Here is a 21,753-nt window from a genome sequence, read left to right as displayed (position 1 = left end):
GTCCTGGTAGCTCCGCTACCAGGACTTCCGGCCGACGCCGCGAGGGTGGGCACCGGACGGTGCCATATGTGCCGGGAGGGGCTCAGCCGTTGACGACCTTGTCGTAGCGCAGGGCGACATAGCCGGAGGCGGCGTGGCCCGCGATGCGGGCGTCGGTGCCACCGTTGAGGTAGTCCTGACCGCGCATCATGTCGTCGTTGGTGTTGGCCTCGTGGATGTACGAGAACTTGCCGGCCGCCTTGTCGACCCACTTCTCGAAGAGCACCACATGCCCGTCCTGGGTGTTCAGCGCGTCGCCGGGCAGGAGGTCCGACTTCGAGATGGTGCTGCTGACGCTCGGCAGACTGTAGGTGGTGTAACTGGAGTCGGCGTGCCAGGTCATGGAGACGAAGCCCGAGCAGTCGGTGCGGTACGTGTGGTCGCCGTCCGGGTCGGTGGCGTACGCCCCCTGGTTGTAGGCGATGTCGCGGTTCAGCCAGTTCACGGCACGGCTCATGATCTCGTTGCGAGTGATCTGACCGCCCCGGCTGGAGGGAGTGGGGGCGGGGGGAACCGGCTGCTGGTAGGTGCAGTCATTGGCGAAGGCGGAGAGCAGGGTCTGCGTCCAGCCGCTCGCATCGACCGGGTCGTCGGAGTGGTAGGCGATGTCGCTGCCCTTGCCGTCGGTGGGGTCGACGTCGTGGTACCAGTACATACCGCCGTTCGTACGGCCGTAGTAGAGGCCGCCGCCGGGTGAGACCAGGCTGTCGACCGCAGACCAGCCGCTGCTCTTGAGCTCCGAGCGCTCCCAGTCCCCGACGCCGTTGATCTGGTAGGAGAGGAGCCTGCCATCGGCCGTACTGGCGAGGAGGACGTCGTCGCCGACAGCCGCGAGGGTCTTGAGGACGAATCCCTCGTCGATCACGACGTGCTTCGCGATGTGGGCAGGCCCACTGGGCTTGGCCTGGGACACGTTGTAGCGGTGGAGTTGGCCGTCGACCGTGCCGTAGAGGTGGCCGGCGCCGTCGTACGTCATCTTGTCGAAGGTCCAGCCGCTGTCCCAGATCCGGGTGACGCCTGCCAGGGCCAGGGAGTTGTTGTTGGTCTGGATGTCCACGCGGTAGAGCTCACCGGCCGTCGAGGTCACAAGAACGGTGTTGAAGTTGAGGGTGGCCATCGCCTTGGGCGTGAAGCCGAGGTCGGTGCCGATCAACGTCTTGACCCGGTCGCCGGTGTTCGGGGATATCGCGGTGTAGGTGAGGCGTCCGTCGGGAAGCGTGCCGTAGACCGAGACGTCACCGCCGCAGATGGCGGCGGCCTGGGCGGGAGACGACGTGAGCGTGACCAGGCCGAGGGTGGTGGCGCCGACGGCGAGGGTGGCGGCCAGACGGCGCTTGAGGGACTTCGAGAGCATGGGATTCTCCGATTTCGGGCAGCCCTGACGTAGGCGCGTCGGGCTGGAGGAGTGAGAAGAGGGGGAGGTGCGATGCTGGGCAGGCGCGGAGCGCCGGCGGCTCGTTGAAGCGGGGGAGGACGCGGGCCGGTCGGGGTGCTCGGGCACGTTTGGTTGCCGGCGGCTGCGTGGACTCTGTGCGTGTCCAGGGCTACCAGGGGCGGGTCCTGAACCAGTGGCTGCGGATCGGCAGAGCCTCCCGCGCCCGCACCATCGGACCAGGGCAGAATTACTCACAGACTCATGAACCGCCTGCTCAGTACCAGTTGTTGTTCACGAAGTGGGTCCAGGCGCCGCAGGGTGTGCTGTACCGGCCGTCGATATAGGACAGGCCCCACTTGATCTGCGTGACGGGGTTGGTGCGCCAGTCGTCGCCGAAGGCGTCCATCTTGGAGCCGGGTAGCGCCTGGGGGATGCCGTAGGCCGTGGAGTTCGGGTTGTCGGCCCAGTAGCGCCAGCCGCTCTCCTTGTCCCAGAGCTGCTCCAAGCAATTCCATTGGGTGGTGCTGTTCCAGGCGCCGCCGTCGTACGTGTTCATCACGTCGCGGCCGGCCGCTTTCACGGCGGGGATGTCGGTGCCGTCGAGCGGGTCGATGGCGGTGGTGCAGCTGAAGGTCTCCGGCTGGGCGGAGAGCAACTGTTGAGTCCAGCCACCCGTGTTGACGGGTGTGTCGTTGTGATACGCGATGTCGGTGCCCGTGCCATCGGCCGGGTCGGCGTCCTTGTACCAGTACATGGCGCCCGTGGTTGCGATGCGGCCGTAATAGAGGCCGCCGCCGGGCGAGACGACCTGGTCGAAGGCGGACCAGCCGGACGTCTTCAGGTCGTCGCGGTCCCAGCTGCCGTCGCTGCCGATCCTGTACGAGAAGAGCGCGCCGGCCGAGGTGGTGGCAAGGAGGCGGTCGTCGCCGACGGCGGTGAGGGTTTTCAGGACGAAGCCGCTGCCGATCTCCTTGCGCTGGCCGATGTGGGCGGAGCCGGTCGGCTTGGGCTGCGAGACCAGGTACTGGAGGAGAAGGCCCCCGGCCGTGCCGTAGAGGTGGCCGTGTCCGTCGTAGGTGAACTTGTCGTGGGTCCAGCCGCTGTCGAAGAGCTTGACGGGCGGCCGCTCCAGCACGAGTGAGGTGTTGTTGGTCAGGACATCGAGGCGGTAGAGCGCTCCGGTGGTCGACGTGACGAGGATGGTGTTGAAGTTGAGGGTGGCCATTGCTCGCGGCTCGAATCCCAGGTCCGCTCCGACCAGTACCTTCTTCAACTCGCCCGTGGCAGGCGTGATGGTGCTGAAGGTGAGGCGACCGTCGGGCAGGATGCCGTAGAGCGAGGCGGTTCCGCTGCAGGTGGTCGCGGCCTGCGCGGCCGGGGCGGTGGCGACGGCGGTGAGCATCCCGGCGCCGAGGAGGCCGGACAGGGCCGCGAGAGTGGTCGTGCGGGCAGTTCTGCGGAGAGCGGTGGGCACTGCGTTTCCCCCCAAGGAACGGAATGTTCGGGTCGGCCGGGCGTGGAGCCTTGCAGCGGTGGCCTGTTGGAGCGCTGCGACGCCGTAGGGCCCGGTGCGGCGGGTGTCAGCGGAGCGGTGCGGCGAGGGTGTAGCCGTAGGCGCGCAGCGGCACGCGGGCACCGGTGAGGATGGCGTGGGCCTGGCCGAGAGCGGCGGCTTCCGAGGTGGCTCGCAGGAAGAGGTAGAGGTCCATGCCGTCGTCGGAGGCCTTGGCCCGCAGGTGCTCGAGTCCGTGCGCCGTGGTGGTGTGGGCCCAGACGAGATCGGTGAGGATGGCGGGCACGCCGTGGTGGACGTGGTGCGGCCCCGTGAGCGAGGCCAGAATGACGTGCACGCGGTCTAATCCCAGTTGATGCTGCCGGCCGCGGACTCGGGTGCCGTGTCCCAGTTGATGCTGCCGGCCGCGGACTCGGGCGTCGTGTCCCAGTTGATGCTGCCGGGGACGGAGGCGCTGACGCGATGGCCCTCGGCGCCGGTCGCCGAGGTGGTGACGGCGATGCAGCAGAAAAGGGTGAAGACGGCGACGGAGACGGTGCGGGCGGTGCGGGACATGGTTCCCCCAGGATCAGAAGTCGGGATGCGGTTCCTTCGGTGTGCTGTGTCGCGCGCTGTTCCGGACCGTCCTTGCGGCTCTGGCCCCGAGCCGGGACTTTCGCCCCGCCGTTCCGGTGATCACCATGCTGCTGCCTCCGCCACCTGGCGGGAAGGGATTCCGGCTGTCCCCAAGAAGCCTTGGCACGTTGGTGACAGCCTTCGTTTACGATCACGTCAGGCGCCGCCCGGGGAGGGCGGCCGTACTTCAGCTGGGGGGCCGAAGGACATGCTGCAGGCATTGGGTCTTGGGGTGGACGCGGAAGCTGTGTACCGGGGGGTGTTGGCGGACCCGTCGGGCGGGATTGCCGAACTGAGCGTCCGTCTGGGGCGCACGGAGGCGCAGGTGCGCGCGGGATTGGATCGGCTCGTCGATCTCGACCTGCTCCGGCCCTCCCGTGACAGTCCCGGCGTGCTGCGCGCCGTAAGACCCGAACTGGGCCTGGAAATACTGTTGTTCCGCCAGGAGGAGGAACTGGTCCGGCAGCAACAGGAGATGATTCGCAGCAAGGCGGCCGCGGCGCAGTTGGTCTCCGAGTTCGCCGAGCTCCGTCCGAACACCGAGGTCGACGGCGCGGAGCGGCTGGTGGGGATGGACGCCATTCAGGATCGGCTCGAACAACTCGCCCGCGGCCTGGAGCGGGAATGCCTGGCGATCCTGCCGGGCGGCGCGCTCTCGCAGGCCAGCCTGGACGCGTCCCGGCCACTTGACGAGCGGGCGCTGGCTCAAGGTATCGAGATGCGTTCGGTGTACCAGGAGAGTGCCCGCAAGGATCCGACGACGCTGTCCTACGCCCGGTGGCTGACGGAGCAGGGCGGGCAGGTGCGCACCAGTCTGCTGCTCCCGCCGCGCCTCCTGGTGTTCGACCGTACGATCGCGGTCGTCCCCATCGACCCCGAGCAGTCGCGCCTGGGCGCGCTGTGCACGCGCGCGCCGGGTATCGTCGCCTCGCTCATCACCTTGTTCGAGCAGACGTGGAACGCCGCCGTCCCGCTCGGGGCGGACCGTCCCAGTGCCACCGACACGCGTCCGAGCCCGGTCGAGCTCGAGTTGTTGAAGCTCCTGGCCTCCGGCATGACCGATGAGGCGGCAGGTAAGCGTCTCGGGGTCTCGCTGCGCACCGTCAGACGACAGATGTCCGCTCTGATGGAACGCCTCCACGCCACCAGCCGCTTTGAAGCCGGCCTCAAGGCGGCGCGGCAGGGCTGGATCTGAGAGGGGGCTGATCGCACATTCCGAGCTCACCGGCCCGTGGTCTCGTGGCCGGAACGACCGCAGCGCCGGCGAAGAGTCTTGACACTCATACGACGCTCATCGAGTCCCACCGGCTGCCTCTGCGACACGGACCCAGAGGATCTCCACGCCATCGGCCTGAAGGACGAAGGCGACGAGCTGATCGCGGAGACCGAGGCGACGTTGGTGTCTGCGAAGAGGAGGTACCCGGAGTTCCAGGACAAGACCATCACGCTCGGACTCACGTGCGAGCGTGGGCTACGGCGGCTAGGTGCCGGGCACTTCCTCGCGCGACGTCCCCCGTGCCGCTGCCCCGGCGCGCCCCCGCGCGAGCCGCACAAGCCGCGCGGGATGTTGACATGTCCGGGACCAGTCTGGATGCTGTGAGAGCGCTCTTCCATCGATGTAAATCCCCCCGCCGGCTCGGCTTCGCAGCGGAGGCCAACCATGGAACGGGACTATGAAGCTCTCTCGCCTTCTTTCCGGCGCCGCCGCCGTTGTGCTGTCCGGCGTCCTCGCGGTGGTCATGTCCCTGTCGTCCGCCGGGCCCGCTCAGGCGGAACAGACCATCAGGGCCGCGGACCCGAGTGTGATCCGGGTCGGCAGCACTTACGTATCGGTGCAGTCGGCCGGTGGGGGCATCGCCGTGCGGCAGGCGTCGTCGACGGCCGCACTGGCGTCGGCGCCCGCCCGGCAGGTGTGGTCGGACACCGCCGGCCGCGGTGAGATCTGGGCTCCGGAGATCGTGACGGACGGCGGCCGTTACTACATCTACTTCTCGGCCGGCCGCGGGTCGGCCCACCGGATGTACGTCATCAGCTCGGCCGCCCCCGACAGCGGATACGCCGGTGAGACCCAGCTGGCCCTGCCGGACGACAAGTGGGCCATCGACGGGACCCTGTTCACCTTCAACGGGCAGCGCTGGTTCGTCTGGTCCGGCTGGGCCGGCGACACCAACGTCGAGCAGAACCTCTACATCGCCCGGATGAGCAGTCCCACCACACCGACCGGCGCGCGGTCCGTCATCTCGCAGCCGCGGGAGAGCTGGGAACGGGTGGTCGGCAACCCGTTCATCAACGAGAGCCCCGAGGCCATCAAGGACCCGAACGGACAGTTGCACGTCGTGTACTCCGCCAACGGCAGCTGGAGCGACCAGTATTGCCTGGCCGAGCTGCGGCTACGGGCCGGCGGCGACCCGACGTACGTCTGGGACTGGTACAAGTCGAACGGCTGCCTGTTCGGCTCCAACCGCGCGACGATGATGTCCGGCTGGGACCCGACGCTGTACGTCAACGGCCCGGGCCACCACAGCTTCGTCCTGCTCAACGGCGACATCAACACCAGCCCGCCCGCCGGCCCGAGGTTCCCCCTGATGTTCCACGCGGTTCCGAAGGGAACGCCGTACGCGTGGGAGAACCGGTACTGGTACACCGGCACGTTCGCCTGGTGGGGCAACACCACCTACAGCCGCGCCAACGTCCCCGGCCCGACCGCTGACACCGGATGGAGCCTCAAGTTCTTCGAGTAGGGCGGCAGGTGCGGTCGGGGGTTCCGCGGCACCGGGGCAGGTCACAGGGAGTGCGGACCCCGTATCCGTGTCCGGTGCCCGAACGTGGAGGACTTCAGGCCGACGAGTCGAGTGCGGCGAGGATCTCGGACGGTTCCGCACGTGCGGTGTAGTCGCTGTCCACGAACGCCCACTGGATGGTGCGGTCGCGGCCGATGACGTATGTGGCAGGCAGCGGCAACGTGCGGGCGTGGCCGCCGTTGACGCGCTGCAGGTCGAAGCCGAGCTTGTCGTACACGGCGGCCAGGTCGTCGGGCAGGTCGAAGGCAAGGCCGTACGACTTGGCCACGACCGACCCGGTGTCGCTGAGGACGTCGAAGGCAAGGGCGTGCTTCTCGGTGAGCGACAGCGACTCGTCGGGGATCTGCGGGGAGCAAGCCATTCGTCGCACCCGTAGGCGTGGGCGCCGTGGTCCTGATCGGACTCGGTGCCTGGGCCCTCTGGCCGTGGGAGGAGCCGGCGGTCGCCGTCCCGGACCGTGTCTGTGGCGACGCGCTGCCCGGCGACCCGGTGCGGGACCTGTTGCCGGAGCACGGGAAGGGTTTCGAGGAGTATCTGTTCGGCTCCTCCTCGGCCACTTCCGTGTCGACGACCTGGAAGTGCACCCTGAGTGCCGGTGGGCAGTCGGTTCACCTCGAGAAATACCTCATCCTGAGCACGGACGACTACAGCTCCCAGGACATCGCCCGGGACGCTGCCAAGGCCGGCAACACTCCTCTGTCCTGGGGAACGGAGAAGGGTTTCATCGAAGGGAACGCGGTCTCCCTCTTCGTCGGCTGCACGAGCAGCAAAGGCAGCCCTGTCCTGTTGGTGACGCGCACCGCTGTCAGCGGGGGCGATGCGGAACTGAAGGACCGAGCCGCCCAGGAAGAGGTCACGGCGCTGGCAGCGGACATCGCCCGCTTCATGGCCGCCCGCATGGACTACTGCGAGCCGCACGAACTCCCCGACGACGCTCCGACGATCGGCTGACGCCTCGCGCCCCGGCCCAGCGTCGGTCGACCCGGCCTCACTGCCGCCCGGACCGGAGTTGACTTCCGGCCACGGGGTACGGACATCCATCAGCGCGCTGCCTGTCGACCAGCGCGAGCCCTACATCGGTTACTGCGCCGCTCCGCTCGACCTGCGGGCGCACGTTCCCCGAGATCCTTCCGGTGCCTGCCGCTCTGGCCGTGTCACTGCCGGTTCTCGCAGTGTGCGGTATCCCCATCCGGCGTCCGATCGTCGAGTCCGCACACACGGTGTGACCGGCTCCCACCTGCACAGTTCAGGCAATCCGCGCATCCTCGGGCGACCTGCCCGCGCCGTTACCCGATCGTCAGAATAATCCGTCCGCCATGTGGGAGACCCCCTTGCACTGCGGACTGTATGCGAAATACGGTCTGCGATATTCCTTTGATCACTCCTGGCGGGAGGTAGGCCTTCGTGCGCCGAAAAGCGGTTGCCCTGGTGGCGGTTGCCCTGGTGTTCCTGACCTCGGGCTGCGCGTCGCTGCAGTCCTCGGCGACCGAGGTCGGCGGTGTGCGGAAAACCGATGAACGGTCCGTGCGCGACGGCGGGACCATCACGGTGGCTCTCAACTCGGATCCCGACAAGCTCGACCCCACGCTTGCCCAGACGCTCGTGGGCCGCACCGTCTTCGCGGGCATGTGCGAGAAGCTCTACGACATCGACGAGGGCGGCACCGTCGTGCCGCAGCTCGCCGCAGCCCTGCCCACCACATCGGCCGACGGCCGCACGGTCACGGTGCAGGTGCGCCCCGGCCTCACGTTCAGCGACGGGACCGCGCTCGACGCCGACGCGGTGGTCACCTCACTGCTGCGCCACCGCGATCTCCCCGGCTCGGCGCGCGGTACGGAACTCGCCCCGGCCCGCACCATCGAGGCCACCGGGCCCCACACCGTACGGATCGAGCTCGACCACCCCTATGTCCCGCTCACCGGTGTACTCGCCGACCGCTCCGGGATGGTGATGTCGCCGACCGCACTCAAGAAGTACGGGAAGAACTTCACCAACCACCCGTCCTGTGTCGGCCCCTTCCGCTTCGTCGAACGGGTCGGCGGCGACCGGATCGTCCTCGAGAAGGATCCCCACTACTACGACGCCGCCAAGGTGCACCTCGACGGAGTCGTCTACAAACCCATCCCCGACGGCAACGTCAGGCTCGCCAACCTGCGCTCCGGCGACCTCCAGATCGGCGACCAGATGGCCCCGGTCGACGTGCAGAGCGCGCTCACCGAGCCCAAGCTCCAGCTCTTCAACTCGCCTTCGCTCGGCTACCAGGGCATCGGCCTCAACGTCGGCAACGTCGGCGGCCTCGGCGAGAAGCCCGGGAAGATCGACACCCCCCTCGGCCGTGACGTGCGGGTCCGGGAGGCCTTCGAGCTCGCCATCGACCGTGAACTGATCAACAAGGTCGTCTTCCAGGGCATGTACGAACCGGCCTGCGGCCCGATCTCTCCGCAGTCCGCCATCGCCCCAGGCGTGCCGCCGCAGGACTGCCCCAAGCGCGACGTCGCCAAGGCGAAGAAGCTGCTCGAGGAGGCCGGGGTGGAGACGCCCGTCAAGATCGAACTGAAGACCTCCACCACCCCGGAACAGGGGCGCGTCGGCCAGGTCCTCCAGGCCATGGTCAAGGAAGCCGGCTTCGAACTCTCCCTGCGGCCCACCGAGTACGCCACGATGCTGGCCGAGACGGACGCCGGGAAGTACGACGTCTTCACCAGCGGCTGGTCCGGCCGGCTCGACCCGGACGGCAACGTCTCCAACTTCCTCAAGACGGCAGGCGCGATGAATGCCTACGGTCTGGGCGACCCGGCGATCGACAAGCTGATCGCCGAAGGCCGCTCCGTGGCAGACCCGGCGAAGCGCGCCGGGATCTACGACGAACTGACCCGCAAGGTCCAGGACGCCCACGCGATGATCTACCTCTACCGGCAGAAGAACTACGTCGTCGCCAACAAGAACGTCGCGGGCATCCGCGTCTACGGCGACGGACTGGTGCGCGTCACAACTGCGGGGTACACACGATGACCAAGTACTTGCTGACGCGCCTGCGTCAGTCCCTGATCACACTCTTCCTCGTCAGCATGGTCGTCTTCGCGGGAATCCGGGCGCTGCCCGGCGACCCGGCACTCGCCCTCGCCGGTGAGGAACGCAGCCCGGAGGCGCTCGCCGCGATCCGTGAGAGTTACGGACTGAACGACAACATCGTCGTCCAGTACGGACGGTTCATCGGCCATGCGCTCACCGGCGACCTCGGGACCTCCTCCCGTACCGGACTTCCCGTGGGCGACGCCATCGCCCAGGCCCTGCCCGTCACCCTGGAACTCGCCGCGCTCTCCCTCCTCCTCGCGGTCGTCGTCGGCATCGGCGCCGGTGTGGTCGCCGCGGTGCGCCGCGGCAGGCCGGAGGAGTGGCTCGCCAACGCCATCGCGCTGATCGGCCTCTCCATCCCGACCTTCTGGCTCGGCATCGTGCTCGTCCTCGCACTCGCCATCGCCGTACCCGTCTTCGCCGCCTCCGGCTACGTTCCCTTCGGCACCGATCCGCTCGACAACCTGCGCCGCATGGTGCTCCCCGCGATCGTGCTCGGATCAGGACTCGCCGCCGTCGTGATGCGGCAGACCCGGGCCGCGATGCTCGACTCGCTGTCCGCCGACTACGTCCGTACGGCGCGTGCCAAAGGCCTCTCCCGGCGCGAAGTCATCGGCGGTCACGCCCTGCGCAACTCACTCGTCACCGTGGTCACCGTCCTCGGTCTGCAGCTCGGACACCTGATCTCGGGGGCCGTCGTCACCGAGCAGATCTTCGTCCTGCCCGGATTCGGCAAGCTCACCATCGACGCCGTCTTCACCCGCGACTACGCGACGCTGCAGGCCGTGGTGCTCTGCACCTCGGCCGCGTACATCCTCATCAACTTGCTGGTCGACGTGATCTATTCGGTCATCGACCCGCGCATCCGGCTCGGAGGTGCCCGGTGACCACAGTTACCCCCTCGCTCCCCGCCACGCCGCAGGTCACCGAGCGGCGTGCCGGCGGCGGAAGGCTGCGGGCCCTGCGAAGGAACCGGCTGGCCCTCACCGGCGGGATCATCGCGGCCGTCTTCATCCTGGTCGCCCTGTTCGCCCCGCTCATCGCCCCGTACGACCCGTCGCAGCCGGACTTCGGCAACGTACTCGCGGAACCCGGCGGGGCCCACTGGCTCGGCACCGACGACCTCGGCCGCGACCAGCTCTCGCGCATCGTGTTCGGCGCGCGGGCCTCCATGCAGGTCGGTCTCGTCGCCGTCGTGCTGGCGTTCGTCATCGGCGTGCCGCTCGGGCTCATCGGCGGCTACTACGGCAGGTTCGCCGACGGTGCCATCTCCCGCCTCACCGACACGATGCTGGCCTTCCCGTTCCTGGTGCTCGCCGTCGGGCTCGCCGCGATCCTCGGCCCGTCGCTGACCAACGCGACCATCGCCATCGGTATCTCGCAGATCCCCGCGGTCATCCGTATCACCCGTGCCGAGACGCTGCGGCTCAAGCATGTCGACTACGTCGGGGCCGCCATCGCCAACGGCGGCGGCGACGGCACCGTGCTCTTCCGGCACATCCTGCCCAACGCCACCTCCGCCCTGATCGTCCAGGCGACCGTCGGCATTCCCGCCGCGATCATCGGCGAGGCTCTGCTCAGCTTCCTGGGCCTCGGTGTCCAGCCGCCCGACCCGTCCCTCGGCGTGATGCTGTCCGGTGCCCAGTCCTTCCTTGCCCCGGCACCCTGGCTGGCGGTCTTCCCCGGTCTGGCGATCGTCGCGGCGACGCTGGCCTTCAATCTGCTCGGCGACGGGCTGCGTGACGTCCTCGACCCCCGTGGAGGCACCCGATGACCGAAACATCTGTGCGCGAACCCATCCTGAGCGTCCGCGACGTGTCGGTGTCCTTCCGCTCCGACTCCCGCACCGTGCATGCCGTCGACGGGGTCTCCTGGGACCTGGCCCCCGGTGAAGTCCTCGCTGTGGTGGGCGAATCGGGCTGCGGCAAGTCCGTGACCTCGATGGCCGTGATGGGCCTGCTTCCGCCCACCGCGCACATCGGCGGCTCCATACGGCTCGCCGGCCGTGAGCTGGTCGGGGCATCCGAGAAGGAGCTTCAGAAGGTTCGCGGCAAGGACATCGCGATGATCTTCCAGGAGCCGATGACCTCACTGAACCCGGTCCTCACCATCGGCCGGCAGATCGGCGAGGTGGTCCGCAGGCACCAGGGGCTGAGCAAGAAGGAGGCCAGGGCGCGTGCCGTGGAACTCCTCGAACTGGTCGGCATACCCGCCCCGTTGCGCCGCATCGACGAATACCCGCACCAGCTTTCCGGCGGCATGCGCCAGCGCGTGATGATCGCGATCGCCGTGGCCTGCGACCCGGCGGTCCTCATCGCGGACGAGCCGACGACAGCGCTCGACGTGACCGTGCAGGCCGGGATCCTCGAGGTCCTGCAGTCGCTGCGCGAACGGCTCGGCACCGCCATCGTCCTGGTCACGCACGACCTCGGTGTGGTCGCGGACGCCGCCGACCGGGTGCTCGTGATGTACGCGGGACGCGGCGTCGAACAGGCCCCGGTCCACGATCTGTTCGGCTCGGGACGTCACCCCTACACCCGGGGTCTGCTCGGCGCCGTACTGCGGCCCGGTGGCGAGGGCAAGCGGCGGCTCCCCGAGATCCCCGGCCTGGTCCCCAGCCTCGACACCCAGCCCGACGCCTGCACGTTCGCGCCGCGCTGCGCCCGGGCCGACGACAGCTGCACCTCGTCCCGGCCCGGCCTCGGGGCCATCGACCGGCAGGAGGGCGCCGACGCGGCGCACCGGGTCGCCTGCTGGCACCCGCACACCGCGGACCGGGCCGGAGAGGCCGGAGAACCGGCCGCCGCCCACGAGCCCGCGCGAACCACCCAGGAGGCCGGAAAGTGACCACAGCGCAGACCGTCCCCGCACCGCGCGGGAGCGACGACGAGAACGCGGACAGCCCGCAGTCCCCGGTGCTGGAGATCGACGCCATGGAACGGCACTTCGGTGCCTCCGGCGGCGGTACCGTCCGCGCCGTCGACGGAGTCTCGATCACCATCGGCCGCGGCGAGGTCGTCGGTCTCGTCGGCGAGTCGGGCAGCGGCAAGTCGACCGTCGGCCGCTGCGCCGTGCGCCTCGACGAGCCCACCGGCGGCAGTGTCCGCATCAACGGAACCGACATCACCCATCTCTCGCGCCGGGCCCTTCGTCCGCTGCGAAAGGACTTCCACCTGGTCTTCCAGGACCCGTCGTCCTCGCTGGACCCCCGCATGACCATCGGCCAGATCATCGCCGAACCGCTGAGACTGAACCGGCAGGCCCGTGGGCCTGCCGTGCGCGCCCGGGTCGAGCAGCTTCTCGCCCAGGTCGGCCTGCGCCCCGAGCACGCCGACCGGCACCCGCACGAGCTCTCCGGGGGGCAGCGCCAGCGCATCTCCATCGCCCGCGCGCTCTCCTGCGACCCCGACCTGGTGGTCGCCGACGAGCCGACATCGGCGCTGGACGTCTCCGTCCAGGCCTCGGTCCTCAATCTCCTCGCCGACCTCCAGCGCGACCGCGGTTTCGGCTGCCTCTTCATCACCCACGACCTGGCAGCCGTCGAATTCCTCGCCGACCGGATCGCCGTGATGTACCTCGGGCAGATTGTCGAACAGGCCCCGACCGCCGAACTGTTCGCCGCACCCAAGCACCCCTATACCCAGGCCCTGCTCTCCGCCGCGCCCGTCCCGGACCCGGTCGACCAGCGCTCCCGCCGGCGCATCGTGCTCCACGGCGAGCTGCCCAGCCCTCTGGACCCGCCGCCCGGCTGCCGCTTCCACACCCGTTGCCCGCTCGCCACCGAGCGGTGCCGCACCGAGGTCCCTGTCCTGCGCGAGCTGCCCGGCGGTCGCCAGGTCTCCTGCCACCTCGTGGACGACGACGGGACGGCTCCGGACGCGGCGGCCCCGGCAGTCCCGGAAGCGGCAGCCCCGGCCGCAGCATCCTGACCCGTCGTCCTTACGATCCGAACAGCGCACCCCACAGCATCACCGCACCAAGGAGCCCTATCCCGTGTTCACCACCAGGCCCACCCTCCAGGGCACCTTCGGCATGGTGTCCTCCACCCACTGGCTCGCCTCGCAGTCCGCGATGGCTGTCCTGGAGGACGGCGGCAACGCCTACGACGCGGCCGTCGCCGCCGGATTCGTCCTGCATGTCGTCGAACCGCACCTCAACGGCCCCGCCGGTGAGGTGCCGATGATCCTGGCGCCGCGGGACGGCGACGTCCAGGTCCTGTGCGGCCAGGGCCCGGCGCCCGCGGGTGCGACCGTCGGCCACTACCGCGGACTCGGCCTCGAGCTCGTGCCCGGCACCGGGCCGCTCGCGGCCGCCGTGCCCGGCGCGTTCGACGCCTGGATGGTGCTCCTGCGCGACCACGGCACCAAGACGCTCGCCGAGGTGCTGCGGTACGCGATCGGGTATGCCGAGGACGGTCACGCTCCGGTCGAGCGGGTCGGGCAGACCGTCGAGACGGTCCGTGAGCTGTTCGAGAACGAATGGCAGTCGTCCGCCGAGGTGTATCTCCCCGGCGGAAAGTCCCCCCAGCCCGGTGAGCTGTTCCGCAACCCCGCACTCGCCGCGACCTGGCGGCGTCTGCAGAGCGAGTCCGAGGAGACCGGCGGCGACGACCGCGTCGCACAGATCGAGGCCGCGCGGAAGGTCTGGAGCGAGGGCTTCATCGCCGAGGCGCTCGTCCGGCAGGCCGCCGTGCCCACCCTGGACACCAGCGGTGCCCACCACACCGGCACCCTCACCGCCGCCGACCTGGCCGGCTGGTCCGCGTCCTACGAGGCCCCGGCCACGTACGACTGGAACGGCTGGACCCTGGCCAAGGCGGGCGGCTGGAGCCAGGGCCCCGCCTTCCTCCAGCAGCTCGCCCTGCTGCCGGCCGAGCTGCCCGCGTACGGCTCCGCCGACTACGTCCACCTCCTCGTCGAGGGCTGCAAGCTCGCGATGGCCGACCGCGAGGCCTGGTACGGCGACGCCGCCGACGTACCCCTGGATGTGCTGCTGTCCGAGCCGTACAACGAGGCACGCCGCGCTCTCGTCACCGCCGAGGCCTCGCGCGAGCTGCGCCCCGGCAGCCCCGAGGGGCGTACCCCCGTCCTCAGCGCGCACGCCCACGCCGTCGCCTCCGGCGAGTCCGGCTTCGACGCCATGGGCATCCCGGCCGCCGGCGCCGGCGAGCCGACCGTCGCCAAGGACGGCGCGACCCGCGGCGACACCTGCCACCTCGATGTGGTCGACCGCTGGGGCAACATGGTCTCCGCCACCCCCAGCGGTGGCTGGCTCCAGTCCAACCCGGTCGTGCCCGAGCTCGGCTTCCCGCTCGGCACCCGCCTCCAGATGGCCTGGCTCGACGAGGGGCTGCCCAACTCCCTCACGCCGGGCCGCCGCCCCCGGACCACCCTGACCCCGTCCCTCGCGCTGCGCGACGGCGTTGCGGTCATGGCGTTCGGTACGCCGGGCGGCGATCAGCAGGACCAGTGGCAGCTCCACTTCTTCCTTGCCGTCGCACTGCGGGCCGAGGTCCGCGGCGGCCTCGACCTGCAGGGGGCCATCGACGCCCCGAACTGGCACAACGACAGCTTCCCCGGCTCCTTCTTCCCGCGGGGCATGCGGCCCGGCAGCATGACCGTCGAGGAGGGCATGGACCCGGAGATCATCGAGGAGCTGCGCCGTCGTGGCCACGATGTCACGGTCGGTGACCCGTGGTCCGAGGGGCGGATGTGCGCCGTCGCCCGCGACCCGGAGACCGGAGTGCTCTCCGCCGCCGCCAATCCACGTGGCATGCAGGGGTACGCGGTCGGCCGCTGACCGCCCACCTGCCGGGCTCCGCGGCGACCGTGCTTAGCTGGACACATGATCGATGACTTCCTCGCTGCGGATGCAGGGAACCTGACCGAGGTCGAGGCGGCGGTCCGCGCAGCGGCCGCCGCCGAGATCATGCCGCGATACCGGCAGCTCGCCGCTCACGAGATCGTCCAGAAGAGCGGCCCGCACGACCTGGTCACCGCGGCCGACCGGCTCGCCGAGGAATACCTCACCGAGTCACTGACCCGGCTCCTGCCCGGGTCGGCCGTCGTCGGCGAGGAGGCCGTCCACGCCGACCCGGCGGTGTACGCCGCACTGGGCGAGGACGCACCCGTCTGGATCATCGACCCGGTCGACGGCACCCGCCAGTTCGTCCGCGGCGAACCCGGCTTCTGCACCCTGGTGGCCCTCGCCCACCACGGCGAGTTGCTCGCCTCCTGGACGTACGCCCCCGCGCTGGGTGAGATGGCCGTTGCCGTACGAGGCCGTGGCGCCACGCTCAACGGCACTCCGCTGCACAGCGGTTCGCCCGCGCCGGGTGCCGTCCTCAGGGTGGCGATGTCCCACCCCGACTACACCTCCGACGCCCAGAAGCGCGCCCTGCTCGGTCTGCGCACCGAAGGCATCGCGGCGCGCCCCTGCGGATCGGCGGGCCTCGAATATCTCGCCGTCGCCCGCGGTGCACAGGATGCGGTCGCCTTCAGCTGGGAGCTGGCCTGGGACCACGCGGCCGGCCTGCTCCTGGTTGCCGAGGCGGGCGGCACCCAGTCCACGCTCACGGGGGCCCCGTACCGCATCACCGGCGGCAACGCCGTCCCCTTCACGGCCGCCCGTGACGCGGCGACGGCCGACGCGGTCCTGACCGCGCTGCGCACCGGCATACCGGGTTCGGGCCCCGCCGGCGACTGAGGTGTCGTCGCCGCCGTCCAGCACCCGCTGGACATCCCCTACGACTCCGGACGCCGTCTCCACCGCCTCCGCATCCGGGCCGCGGAGCGCCTGAGAGACCGCGGGGATGCGTTGTTCATCGGGCGGGACGCCACCCGCGGACCCGTTGTCGGTGCGCCCGAATATCCTGGGGGTCCTGGCCATCGGCTGACAAAGGAGTCCGAAGGTGCCATCGATGCTGGATGCCGTCGTCGTGGGGGCGGGCCCCAACGGGCTGACGGCCGCGGCAGAACTGGCCCGTCGCGGCTTCGCCGTCGAGGTCTTCGAGGCCGCGGAGACCGTCGGAGGCGGCGCCCGCACGGAGGAGCTCACCCTTCCCGGCTTCCGACACGATCCGTGTTCCGCCGTGCACCCGCTGGGTATCGGCTCGCCCGCCTTCAATGCGATGCCGCTGGCCCGGCACGGCCTGGAATGGCTGCAGCCCGAGCTGGCCCTCGCCCACCCGTTCCCGGACGGATCCGCCGCCGTGCTCACACGGTCCGTGGGGGAGAGCGCCATGTCGCTCGGCCCGCAGGACGCGGGCGCGTACCGCAGGCTGGTCGAGCCCTACACCGGCCACTGGGACACACTCGCCGCGGACTTCCTGCGCACCCCGTGGGACGGGCTGCCCCGCGACCCGTACCGCTGGGCGCGCTTCGGCCTCGACGCGCTCCAGCCCGCCACGCTCCTCTCCCGCCGCTTCCGGGGCGCCAGGGCCCGCGGACTCATCGCCGGGCTCGCCGCCCACGCCATCGCGCCCACCAACGGCGTCGCGACCGGTGGCATCGCCCTGATGTTCGCGCTCGCCGCGCACGAGAACGGCTGGCCCGTGCCCCGCGGCGGCTCGCAGGCCATCTCCGACGCCCTCGCCTCGTTCCTGCGTGAGCAGGGGGGCGCGATCCGTACGGGCATCGAGGTCAAGCGCCTCGACGAGCTTCCGCCCGCCCGTGCGTACATCTTCGACACCTCGCCCGCCGCACTCGCCCGCATCGCCGGACTCGGCAGCGCCTACAGCGGCTACCGCTACGGCGCCTCCTGCTTCAAGATCGACTACGCCCTGTCGGGCCCTGTCCCGTGGACCGCGCAGGAGGCCCGGCGGGCCGGCACGGTCCATGTCGGCCCCACGGCCGGTGAGATCGACTCCGCTCTGCGCGCCGCCGTGTCGGGCCGCGACCCGAGCGTCCCCTTCCTGATCACCGCGCAACCGAGCCTCGTCGACCCGTCCCGGGCCCCCGAGGGCCGCCATGTCTTCTGGGTGTACGGACATGTCCCCGCAGGCTGGGAAGGTGACGCGACGCAGGTCATCGAGCGGCAGCTGGAGCGCTTCGCCCCCGGATTCCGTGATCTCGTCCTTGCCCGTGCGATCGCCGGACCGCCCCAACTCGCCGTGCGCAACGCCAATTACGTCGGCGGAGACATCGCCACCGGAGCGTTCGCGGGACTTCAGACGGTGATCCGTCCCAAACTGGCCCGCGTGCCGTACGCCACCGCCCACCCTGCGGTTTTCCTCTGTTCCTCGGCCACCCCGCCCGGCCCGGGCGTGCACGGAATGTCGGGCCATCACGCGGCGAAGGCGGTGTGGCGCCGTCTGCGGGCGGCGTGAGCGGCCCGCACGGCCGTGCCCGACAACGGCATGATGTCCGCATGAGCAGATCCGAGGCCGTCACCGTCACCCTGGCCCGCGGCGACATCACCCGGCAGAAGGCCGACGCCCTGGTCAACGCCGCGAATTCGAGTCTCCTGGGCGGAGGCGGCGTCGACGGTGCGATCCACCGTCGCGGCGGCCCGGAGATCCTGGCCGCCTGCCGTGAGCTGCGCGCCTCGCAGTACGGAAAGGGGCTCGCGACCGGCCGGGCCGTCGCCACCACCGCCGGGCGGCTCGACGCCACGTGGGTCATCCACACCGTCGGCCCGGTCTGGAGCAGCTCCGAGGACCGGTCGGAGCTGCTTGCCTCCTGCTATCGCGAATCCTTGCGCGTAGCAGCGGAGTTGGGGGCGCGCACGGTGGTGTTCCCGGCCGTGTCCACCGGCATCTTCGGCTGGCCCATGGACGACGCCGCCCGCATCGCCGTCCGTACGGTGCTGGCCGAGGCTGCCGCGCCCGTCGAGGAGGTGCGCTTCGTACTGTTCGACGCACACGCGTACGCCGAGTTCGAGGAAGCCCTGGCAGCGCAAGGCTGATGTCGGATTTCCGCCAGCCGTGCGGCCGTGGATGCCCGATGCTTGAAGCATGCACACCGACACCGAGCGCTGCGTGCGGGCCGTACAGTCGAAGGACGCCCGCTTCGACGGCTGGTTCTTCACCGCGGTCCTGACCACCCGGATCTACTGCCGGCCCAGCTGTCCCGTCGTGCCGCCCAAGGTAGTCAACATGACGTTCTACCCCAGCGCCGCCGCCTGTCAGCAGGCCGGATTCCGGGCCTGCAAGCGGTGCCGTCCCGACACCAGCCCCGGTTCCCCGGAGTGGAACGCCCGTGCCGACTCCGTGGCCCGCGCCATGCGTCTCATCCAGGACGGAGTGGTCGACCGGGAAGGTGTACCGGGTCTCGCCGCGCGGCTCGGCTACTCGGCCCGGCAGATCGAGCGCCAGCTGCTCGCCGAGCTCGGCGCGGGCCCGCTCGCGCTGGCCCGTTCCCAGCGTGCCCAGACCGCGCGGGTGCTGATCGAAACGACCGGACTGCCCATGGGCGAGGTGGCGTTCGCGGCCGGATTCTCCTCCATCCGTACCTTCAACGACACCGTCCGCGAGGTCTTCGCGCTCGCCCCCGGGGAGCTGCGCACCCGCGCGGCACGCGGGGCCGGGGCGGCCGAAGCCCCCGGAGTCATTGCTCTGCGGCTGCCGTACCGTGCCCCGCTCAACCCCAGCAACCTCTTCGGGCACCTCGCCGCGACCGCGGTCCCCGGGGTCGAGGAATGGCGTGACGGTGCCTACCGCCGCACGCTCACCCTCCCGCACGGACACGGCATCGTTGCGCTCACTCCGCGTTCCGACCACATCGCCTGCCGGCTCTCCCTCACCGATCCGCGTGATCTCACCCAGGCGATCAGCCGGTGCCGCAGGCTGCTCGACCTGGACGCCGACCCGGTCGCCGTGGACGGCCGGCTCCGCTTGGATCCGCTGCTCGCGCCGCTGGTCGACGCGGCCCCGGGGCGCCGTGTGCCCCGCACGGTCGACGCGGCGGAATTCGCCGTACGTGCCGTGCTCGGTCAGCAGGTCTCCACTGCCGCCGCCCGCACCCACGCCGCCCGCCTGGTCACCGCCCACGGCGTGCCCGTCGAGGACCCCGAGGGCGGCCTGACCCATCTCTTCCCGACCTCCGAGGGGTTGGCCGGACTCGACCCCGAGACCCTCGCCCTGCCGCGCAGCCGCCGCACCACACTCACCACCCTGGTCGGGGCACTCGCCGACGGCTCGCTCCACCTGGGGGAGGGCACCGACTGGGACGAGGCCAGGGCCGAACTGACCGCACTGCCGGGCTTCGGCCCCTGGACGGTCGAAGTGATCGCCATGCGCGCGCTCGGGGATCCGGACGCGTTCCTCCCCACCGACCTCGGCATCCGGCGGGCGGCCGAGCAGCTCGGCCTCCCCGCGACCCCCGCGGCGCTCACCGCACGCGCCGGGGACTGGCGCCCCTGGCGGGCGTACGCCGTCCAGTACCTGTGGACCGTCGACGACCACCCCATCAACCACCTGCCCGTCTGAGGGCGTAGGGACGAACCATGACCGACACACACACACAGTGACCCGGCAGCACACGGTCATCGACAGCCCGTACGGGGCCCTCACCCTGGTCGCCACCGACGGCGTCCTGGCCGGCCTGTACATGACCGGACAGCGCCACAGGCCGCCCGAGGAGAACTTCGGCGAGCCGGACCCGCGGCCCTTCACCGAGACCGTCCGCCAGCTGGACGCCTACTTCGCCGGAGAGCTGAGGACGTTCGACCTGCCGCTGCACCTGGCGGGCACACCGTTCCAGCGCAGCGTCTGGGCAGGGCTCCAGCAGATTCCGTACGGCGAGACCTGTTCGTACGGTGAACTGGCCGAACACCTCGGCAAACCCGGCGCCTCCCGTGCGGTGGGCCTCGCCAACGGCAAGAACCCGGTCGGGATCATCGTCCCCTGCCACCGGGTCGTCGGAGCCTCGGGGAGCCTCACGGGGTACGGCGGCGGGCTGGACCGCAAGCAGCGGCTGCTGGCCTTCGAGCGGGGGACGGAGGGCGAGGTACAGGCCCTGTTCTGAGGGCCGGTACGCCGGGGTCAGCCCGTGAAGATCTCGACGACCGACCAGATCGCGAGCCCGAGCATGCACACACCGCCGATGCGCTGCACGGTCTTCAGGGGCACCCGCTTGGCGATGAAGCGCCCGGCCAGCAGCGCCAGCGCCGAGACGGACATGAGGGCGGCGGCCGCCCCGATGGCCGTGGACCAGGTGCCGTTGCTCGCGGCGAGGTTCGCGGTGGTGATCTGGGTCAGGTCGCCCCACTCGCTGATGAAGACGGCCATGAAGGCGGTCGAGTAGACCGGCCAGAAGCCGGTCACGGTCCTGATCTCGTCCTCGTCGTCCTCGTCACCGCCACCACTGCGCAGCAGCATGAACGCGCCGAAGGCGAAGAGGGAGGCCGAGACCAGCTTGACGATCCAGTCGGGCAGCAGACCGATCAGGCCGCCCGCGCCGACCGCGATGGCGACATGCACGACGAACGCGGACGACGTACCGAACCAGACGTAGAGCGGGCGCATGCGGGTGCCCATGGCCAGCGAGGCGAACATCGTCTTGTCGGGGAGCTCCGCGAGGAAGATCAGCCCGAAGGCGGTGAGGATCGCCAGGAGGTCGAGATGCATTCCGGGTGGCTTTCTGTGTGAGCCGGGCCCCGGGCCTTTCGCGAAGCGCCGCTCGGGCTTCTTCGGAGGACCACTCGGCCCGGCATGACGGCAACGCCCGCGGTGCACGGACGCGTCATACCTGACCGAAGGTCTCGCCCACCCGTAAAAATCTACGAGCCCGGCCACCGGGAACCCGGAGGTTCCAGTGTGTCGACGACCGGTTTGCAGGGCTACTCCCCTTCGCAGCCGTCAACATTACCGCACCCGGGCGCCCGGACCTGCGGGTGAGCTGCTCGGTACAGTCCTACGGTGATCATCCGCGCCACCACCGGGAGTCCCCCCGTATGAGCCGCCGTACCCGCAGGACCGCCGCCGGGGCCGGTTCTTCGCGGCCCACCGTCAGCGTTTGCCGGGGCTGCTGTTGCGGCACCCCGAAGATCCCCGGCGTGGACCACGCCGGGCAGCTGGCGCAGCTGCGGCAGTCCCTCGACGGGATCGCCACCGTGCGCGCCGTGGAGTGTCTGGACGCCTGCGAGCAGGGCAATGTCATCGTTGTGCAGCCCTCCGCCGAGGGGCGCGGCGCCGGTGGCCGGCCGGTCTGGCTCGGGCTGGTGAACGATCCGCACGCCGTCGCCGACATCGTGACCTGGGCCGGGGAGGGCGGACCTGGTCTCGCCGAGGCGCCCGAGATCCTGGACCTGTACACGTTCAAGCCGTCGCGCCGGGTCCAGGGCGGCCTGGAGGGCTAGGACCGCCCCCGACGCCGTCCGCCGCCTCTGCGACATCC

Annotated in this window: 20 protein-coding genes and 1 pseudogene; 15 read left to right on the top strand and 6 right to left on the bottom strand. The window is 70.4% G+C overall.

Annotation, left to right across the window (positions count from 1 at the left end; all coding sequences use genetic code 11):
• Positions 1-82: 82 nt before the first annotated feature.
• From ACFWBQ_RS02650 to ACFWBQ_RS02635, 4 genes are all read right to left on the bottom strand, one after another.
• On the bottom strand, positions 83-1,393 hold the full coding sequence (locus ACFWBQ_RS02650; RefSeq protein WP_385483119.1) for a hypothetical protein: 1,311 nt from the start codon (positions 1,391-1,393) through the stop codon (positions 83-85).
• A gap of 295 nt (positions 1,394-1,688) precedes the next feature.
• The gene (locus ACFWBQ_RS02645) at positions 1,689-2,888 is read right to left on the bottom strand and encodes a tachylectin-related carbohydrate-binding protein (RefSeq protein ID WP_385483117.1); all 1,200 of its coding nucleotides are present in this window, start codon (positions 2,886-2,888) and stop codon (positions 1,689-1,691) included.
• A 106-nt stretch (positions 2,889-2,994) separates the two neighbouring features.
• Positions 2,995-3,264: a hypothetical protein gene (locus tag ACFWBQ_RS02640; protein WP_385483115.1), complete on the bottom strand. Its 270-nt coding sequence runs from the start codon at positions 3,262-3,264 to the stop codon at positions 2,995-2,997.
• Between the two features lie 5 nt (positions 3,265-3,269).
• A complete protein-coding gene (locus tag ACFWBQ_RS02635; RefSeq protein ID WP_385483114.1) occupies positions 3,270-3,482 on the bottom strand; it encodes a hypothetical protein in 213 nt (70 codons plus the stop codon).
• A gap of 268 nt (positions 3,483-3,750) precedes the next feature.
• Here ACFWBQ_RS02635 and ACFWBQ_RS02630 point away from each other — a divergent pair, with 268 nt between their 5' ends.
• Positions 3,751-4,737: a LuxR C-terminal-related transcriptional regulator gene (locus ACFWBQ_RS02630; RefSeq protein WP_385483113.1), complete on the top strand. Its 987-nt coding sequence runs from the start codon at positions 3,751-3,753 to the stop codon at positions 4,735-4,737.
• 478 nt (positions 4,738-5,215) lie between these two features.
• Positions 5,216-6,283, top strand: a complete 1,068-nt coding sequence (locus tag ACFWBQ_RS02625; protein WP_385483111.1) for a glycoside hydrolase family 43 protein — start codon at positions 5,216-5,218, stop codon at positions 6,281-6,283.
• A gap of 94 nt (positions 6,284-6,377) precedes the next feature.
• Here the strand turns inward: ACFWBQ_RS02625 and ACFWBQ_RS02620 are convergent.
• Positions 6,378-6,710 (bottom strand): annotated as a pseudogene (locus ACFWBQ_RS02620) (redoxin domain-containing protein); the annotation flags it as partial.
• Positions 6,711-6,730: 20 nt separating this feature from the next.
• Between ACFWBQ_RS02620 and ACFWBQ_RS02615 the strand changes: the two are divergent.
• The 12 genes from ACFWBQ_RS02615 (at position 6,731) to ACFWBQ_RS02560 (ending at position 20,382) form a co-directional block, all read left to right on the top strand.
• The gene (locus tag ACFWBQ_RS02615; protein ID WP_385483109.1) at positions 6,731-7,294 is read left to right on the top strand and encodes a hypothetical protein; all 564 of its coding nucleotides are present in this window, start codon (positions 6,731-6,733) and stop codon (positions 7,292-7,294) included.
• A gap of 453 nt (positions 7,295-7,747) precedes the next feature.
• Positions 7,748-9,355, top strand: a complete 1,608-nt coding sequence (locus ACFWBQ_RS02610) for an ABC transporter substrate-binding protein (protein WP_385483107.1) — start codon at positions 7,748-7,750, stop codon at positions 9,353-9,355.
• On the top strand, positions 9,352-10,305 hold the full coding sequence (locus ACFWBQ_RS02605) for an ABC transporter permease (protein ID WP_385483105.1): 954 nt from the start codon (positions 9,352-9,354) through the stop codon (positions 10,303-10,305). Before ACFWBQ_RS02610 ends, ACFWBQ_RS02605 begins: the two co-directional genes overlap by 4 nt.
• Positions 10,302-11,192 (top strand): ABC transporter permease, encoded by an 891-nt coding sequence (locus ACFWBQ_RS02600; RefSeq protein ID WP_385483103.1) that lies wholly within the window; start codon positions 10,302-10,304, stop codon positions 11,190-11,192. The genes ACFWBQ_RS02605 and ACFWBQ_RS02600 overlap by 4 nt, the downstream gene beginning before the upstream one ends.
• Positions 11,189-12,265: an ABC transporter ATP-binding protein gene (locus ACFWBQ_RS02595; RefSeq protein WP_385483101.1), complete on the top strand. Its 1,077-nt coding sequence runs from the start codon at positions 11,189-11,191 to the stop codon at positions 12,263-12,265. The genes ACFWBQ_RS02600 and ACFWBQ_RS02595 overlap by 4 nt, the downstream gene beginning before the upstream one ends.
• Before the next feature lie 86 nt (positions 12,266-12,351).
• Positions 12,352-13,347: an ABC transporter ATP-binding protein gene (locus ACFWBQ_RS02590; protein WP_385483156.1), complete on the top strand. Its 996-nt coding sequence runs from the start codon at positions 12,352-12,354 to the stop codon at positions 13,345-13,347.
• A gap of 64 nt (positions 13,348-13,411) precedes the next feature.
• Positions 13,412-15,217 (top strand): gamma-glutamyltransferase family protein, encoded by a 1,806-nt coding sequence (locus ACFWBQ_RS02585; protein ID WP_385483099.1) that lies wholly within the window; start codon positions 13,412-13,414, stop codon positions 15,215-15,217.
• A 45-nt stretch (positions 15,218-15,262) separates the two neighbouring features.
• Positions 15,263-16,123 (top strand): inositol monophosphatase family protein, encoded by an 861-nt coding sequence (locus tag ACFWBQ_RS02580; RefSeq protein ID WP_385483098.1) that lies wholly within the window; start codon positions 15,263-15,265, stop codon positions 16,121-16,123.
• A gap of 205 nt (positions 16,124-16,328) precedes the next feature.
• Positions 16,329-17,744 carry a phytoene desaturase family protein gene (locus ACFWBQ_RS02575; protein WP_385483096.1) on the top strand — a complete coding sequence of 472 codons (1,416 nt, stop codon included), beginning with the start codon at positions 16,329-16,331 and terminating at the stop codon, positions 17,742-17,744.
• A gap of 41 nt (positions 17,745-17,785) precedes the next feature.
• Entirely contained in the window at positions 17,786-18,322 is a 537-nt protein-coding gene (locus ACFWBQ_RS02570) for an O-acetyl-ADP-ribose deacetylase (RefSeq protein ID WP_385483095.1), read from the top strand.
• Between the two features lie 49 nt (positions 18,323-18,371).
• Positions 18,372-19,844 (top strand): DNA-3-methyladenine glycosylase 2 family protein, encoded by a 1,473-nt coding sequence (locus ACFWBQ_RS02565; RefSeq protein WP_385483093.1) that lies wholly within the window; start codon positions 18,372-18,374, stop codon positions 19,842-19,844.
• Between the two features lie 37 nt (positions 19,845-19,881).
• Positions 19,882-20,382 (top strand): methylated-DNA--[protein]-cysteine S-methyltransferase, encoded by a 501-nt coding sequence (locus ACFWBQ_RS02560; RefSeq protein ID WP_385483091.1) that lies wholly within the window; start codon positions 19,882-19,884, stop codon positions 20,380-20,382.
• A gap of 17 nt (positions 20,383-20,399) precedes the next feature.
• Here the strand turns inward: ACFWBQ_RS02560 and ACFWBQ_RS02555 are convergent, their stop codons facing one another.
• The gene (locus ACFWBQ_RS02555; RefSeq protein ID WP_385483089.1) at positions 20,400-20,984 is read right to left on the bottom strand and encodes a TMEM165/GDT1 family protein; all 585 of its coding nucleotides are present in this window, start codon (positions 20,982-20,984) and stop codon (positions 20,400-20,402) included.
• A 326-nt stretch (positions 20,985-21,310) separates the two neighbouring features.
• Here ACFWBQ_RS02555 and ACFWBQ_RS02550 point away from each other — a divergent pair, with 326 nt between their 5' ends.
• Positions 21,311-21,715, top strand: a complete 405-nt coding sequence (locus tag ACFWBQ_RS02550) for a (2Fe-2S) ferredoxin domain-containing protein (RefSeq protein ID WP_385483087.1) — start codon at positions 21,311-21,313, stop codon at positions 21,713-21,715.
• Positions 21,716-21,753 lie beyond the last annotated feature (38 nt).

This window comes from Streptomyces sp. NPDC060035 (assembly GCF_042736635.1).
In the GTDB taxonomy this organism is placed as follows: Bacteria; Actinomycetota; Actinomycetes; order Streptomycetales; family Streptomycetaceae; genus Streptomyces.
This window is presented reverse-complemented; position numbering and strand designations above follow the sequence as displayed.

Excerpts from the sequence above, each read along its gene's own strand:
- ACFWBQ_RS02650 (WP_385483119.1), bottom strand. The coding sequence starts at position 1,393 with ATGCTCTCGAAGTCCCTCAAGCGCCGTCTGGCCGCCACCCTCGCCGTC.
- ACFWBQ_RS02590 (WP_385483156.1), top strand. The coding sequence starts at position 12,352 with ATGGAACGGCACTTCGGTGCCTCCGGCGGCGGTACCGTCCGCGCCGTC.
- ACFWBQ_RS02630 (WP_385483113.1), top strand. The coding sequence starts at position 3,751 with ATGCTGCAGGCATTGGGTCTTGGGGTGGACGCGGAAGCTGTGTACCGG.
- ACFWBQ_RS02570 (WP_385483095.1), top strand. The coding sequence starts at position 17,786 with ATGAGCAGATCCGAGGCCGTCACCGTCACCCTGGCCCGCGGCGACATC.
- ACFWBQ_RS02595 (WP_385483101.1), top strand. The coding sequence starts at position 11,189 with ATGACCGAAACATCTGTGCGCGAACCCATCCTGAGCGTCCGCGACGTG.
- ACFWBQ_RS02625 (WP_385483111.1), top strand. The coding sequence starts at position 5,216 with ATGAAGCTCTCTCGCCTTCTTTCCGGCGCCGCCGCCGTTGTGCTGTCC.
- ACFWBQ_RS02580 (WP_385483098.1), top strand. The coding sequence starts at position 15,263 with ATGATCGATGACTTCCTCGCTGCGGATGCAGGGAACCTGACCGAGGTC.
- ACFWBQ_RS02555 (WP_385483089.1), bottom strand. The coding sequence starts at position 20,984 with ATGCATCTCGACCTCCTGGCGATCCTCACCGCCTTCGGGCTGATCTTC.
- ACFWBQ_RS02605 (WP_385483105.1), top strand. The coding sequence starts at position 9,352 with ATGACCAAGTACTTGCTGACGCGCCTGCGTCAGTCCCTGATCACACTC.
- ACFWBQ_RS02565 (WP_385483093.1), top strand. The coding sequence starts at position 18,372 with ATGCACACCGACACCGAGCGCTGCGTGCGGGCCGTACAGTCGAAGGAC.
- ACFWBQ_RS02550 (WP_385483087.1), top strand. The coding sequence starts at position 21,311 with ATGAGCCGCCGTACCCGCAGGACCGCCGCCGGGGCCGGTTCTTCGCGG.
- ACFWBQ_RS02635 (WP_385483114.1), bottom strand. The coding sequence starts at position 3,482 with ATGTCCCGCACCGCCCGCACCGTCTCCGTCGCCGTCTTCACCCTTTTC.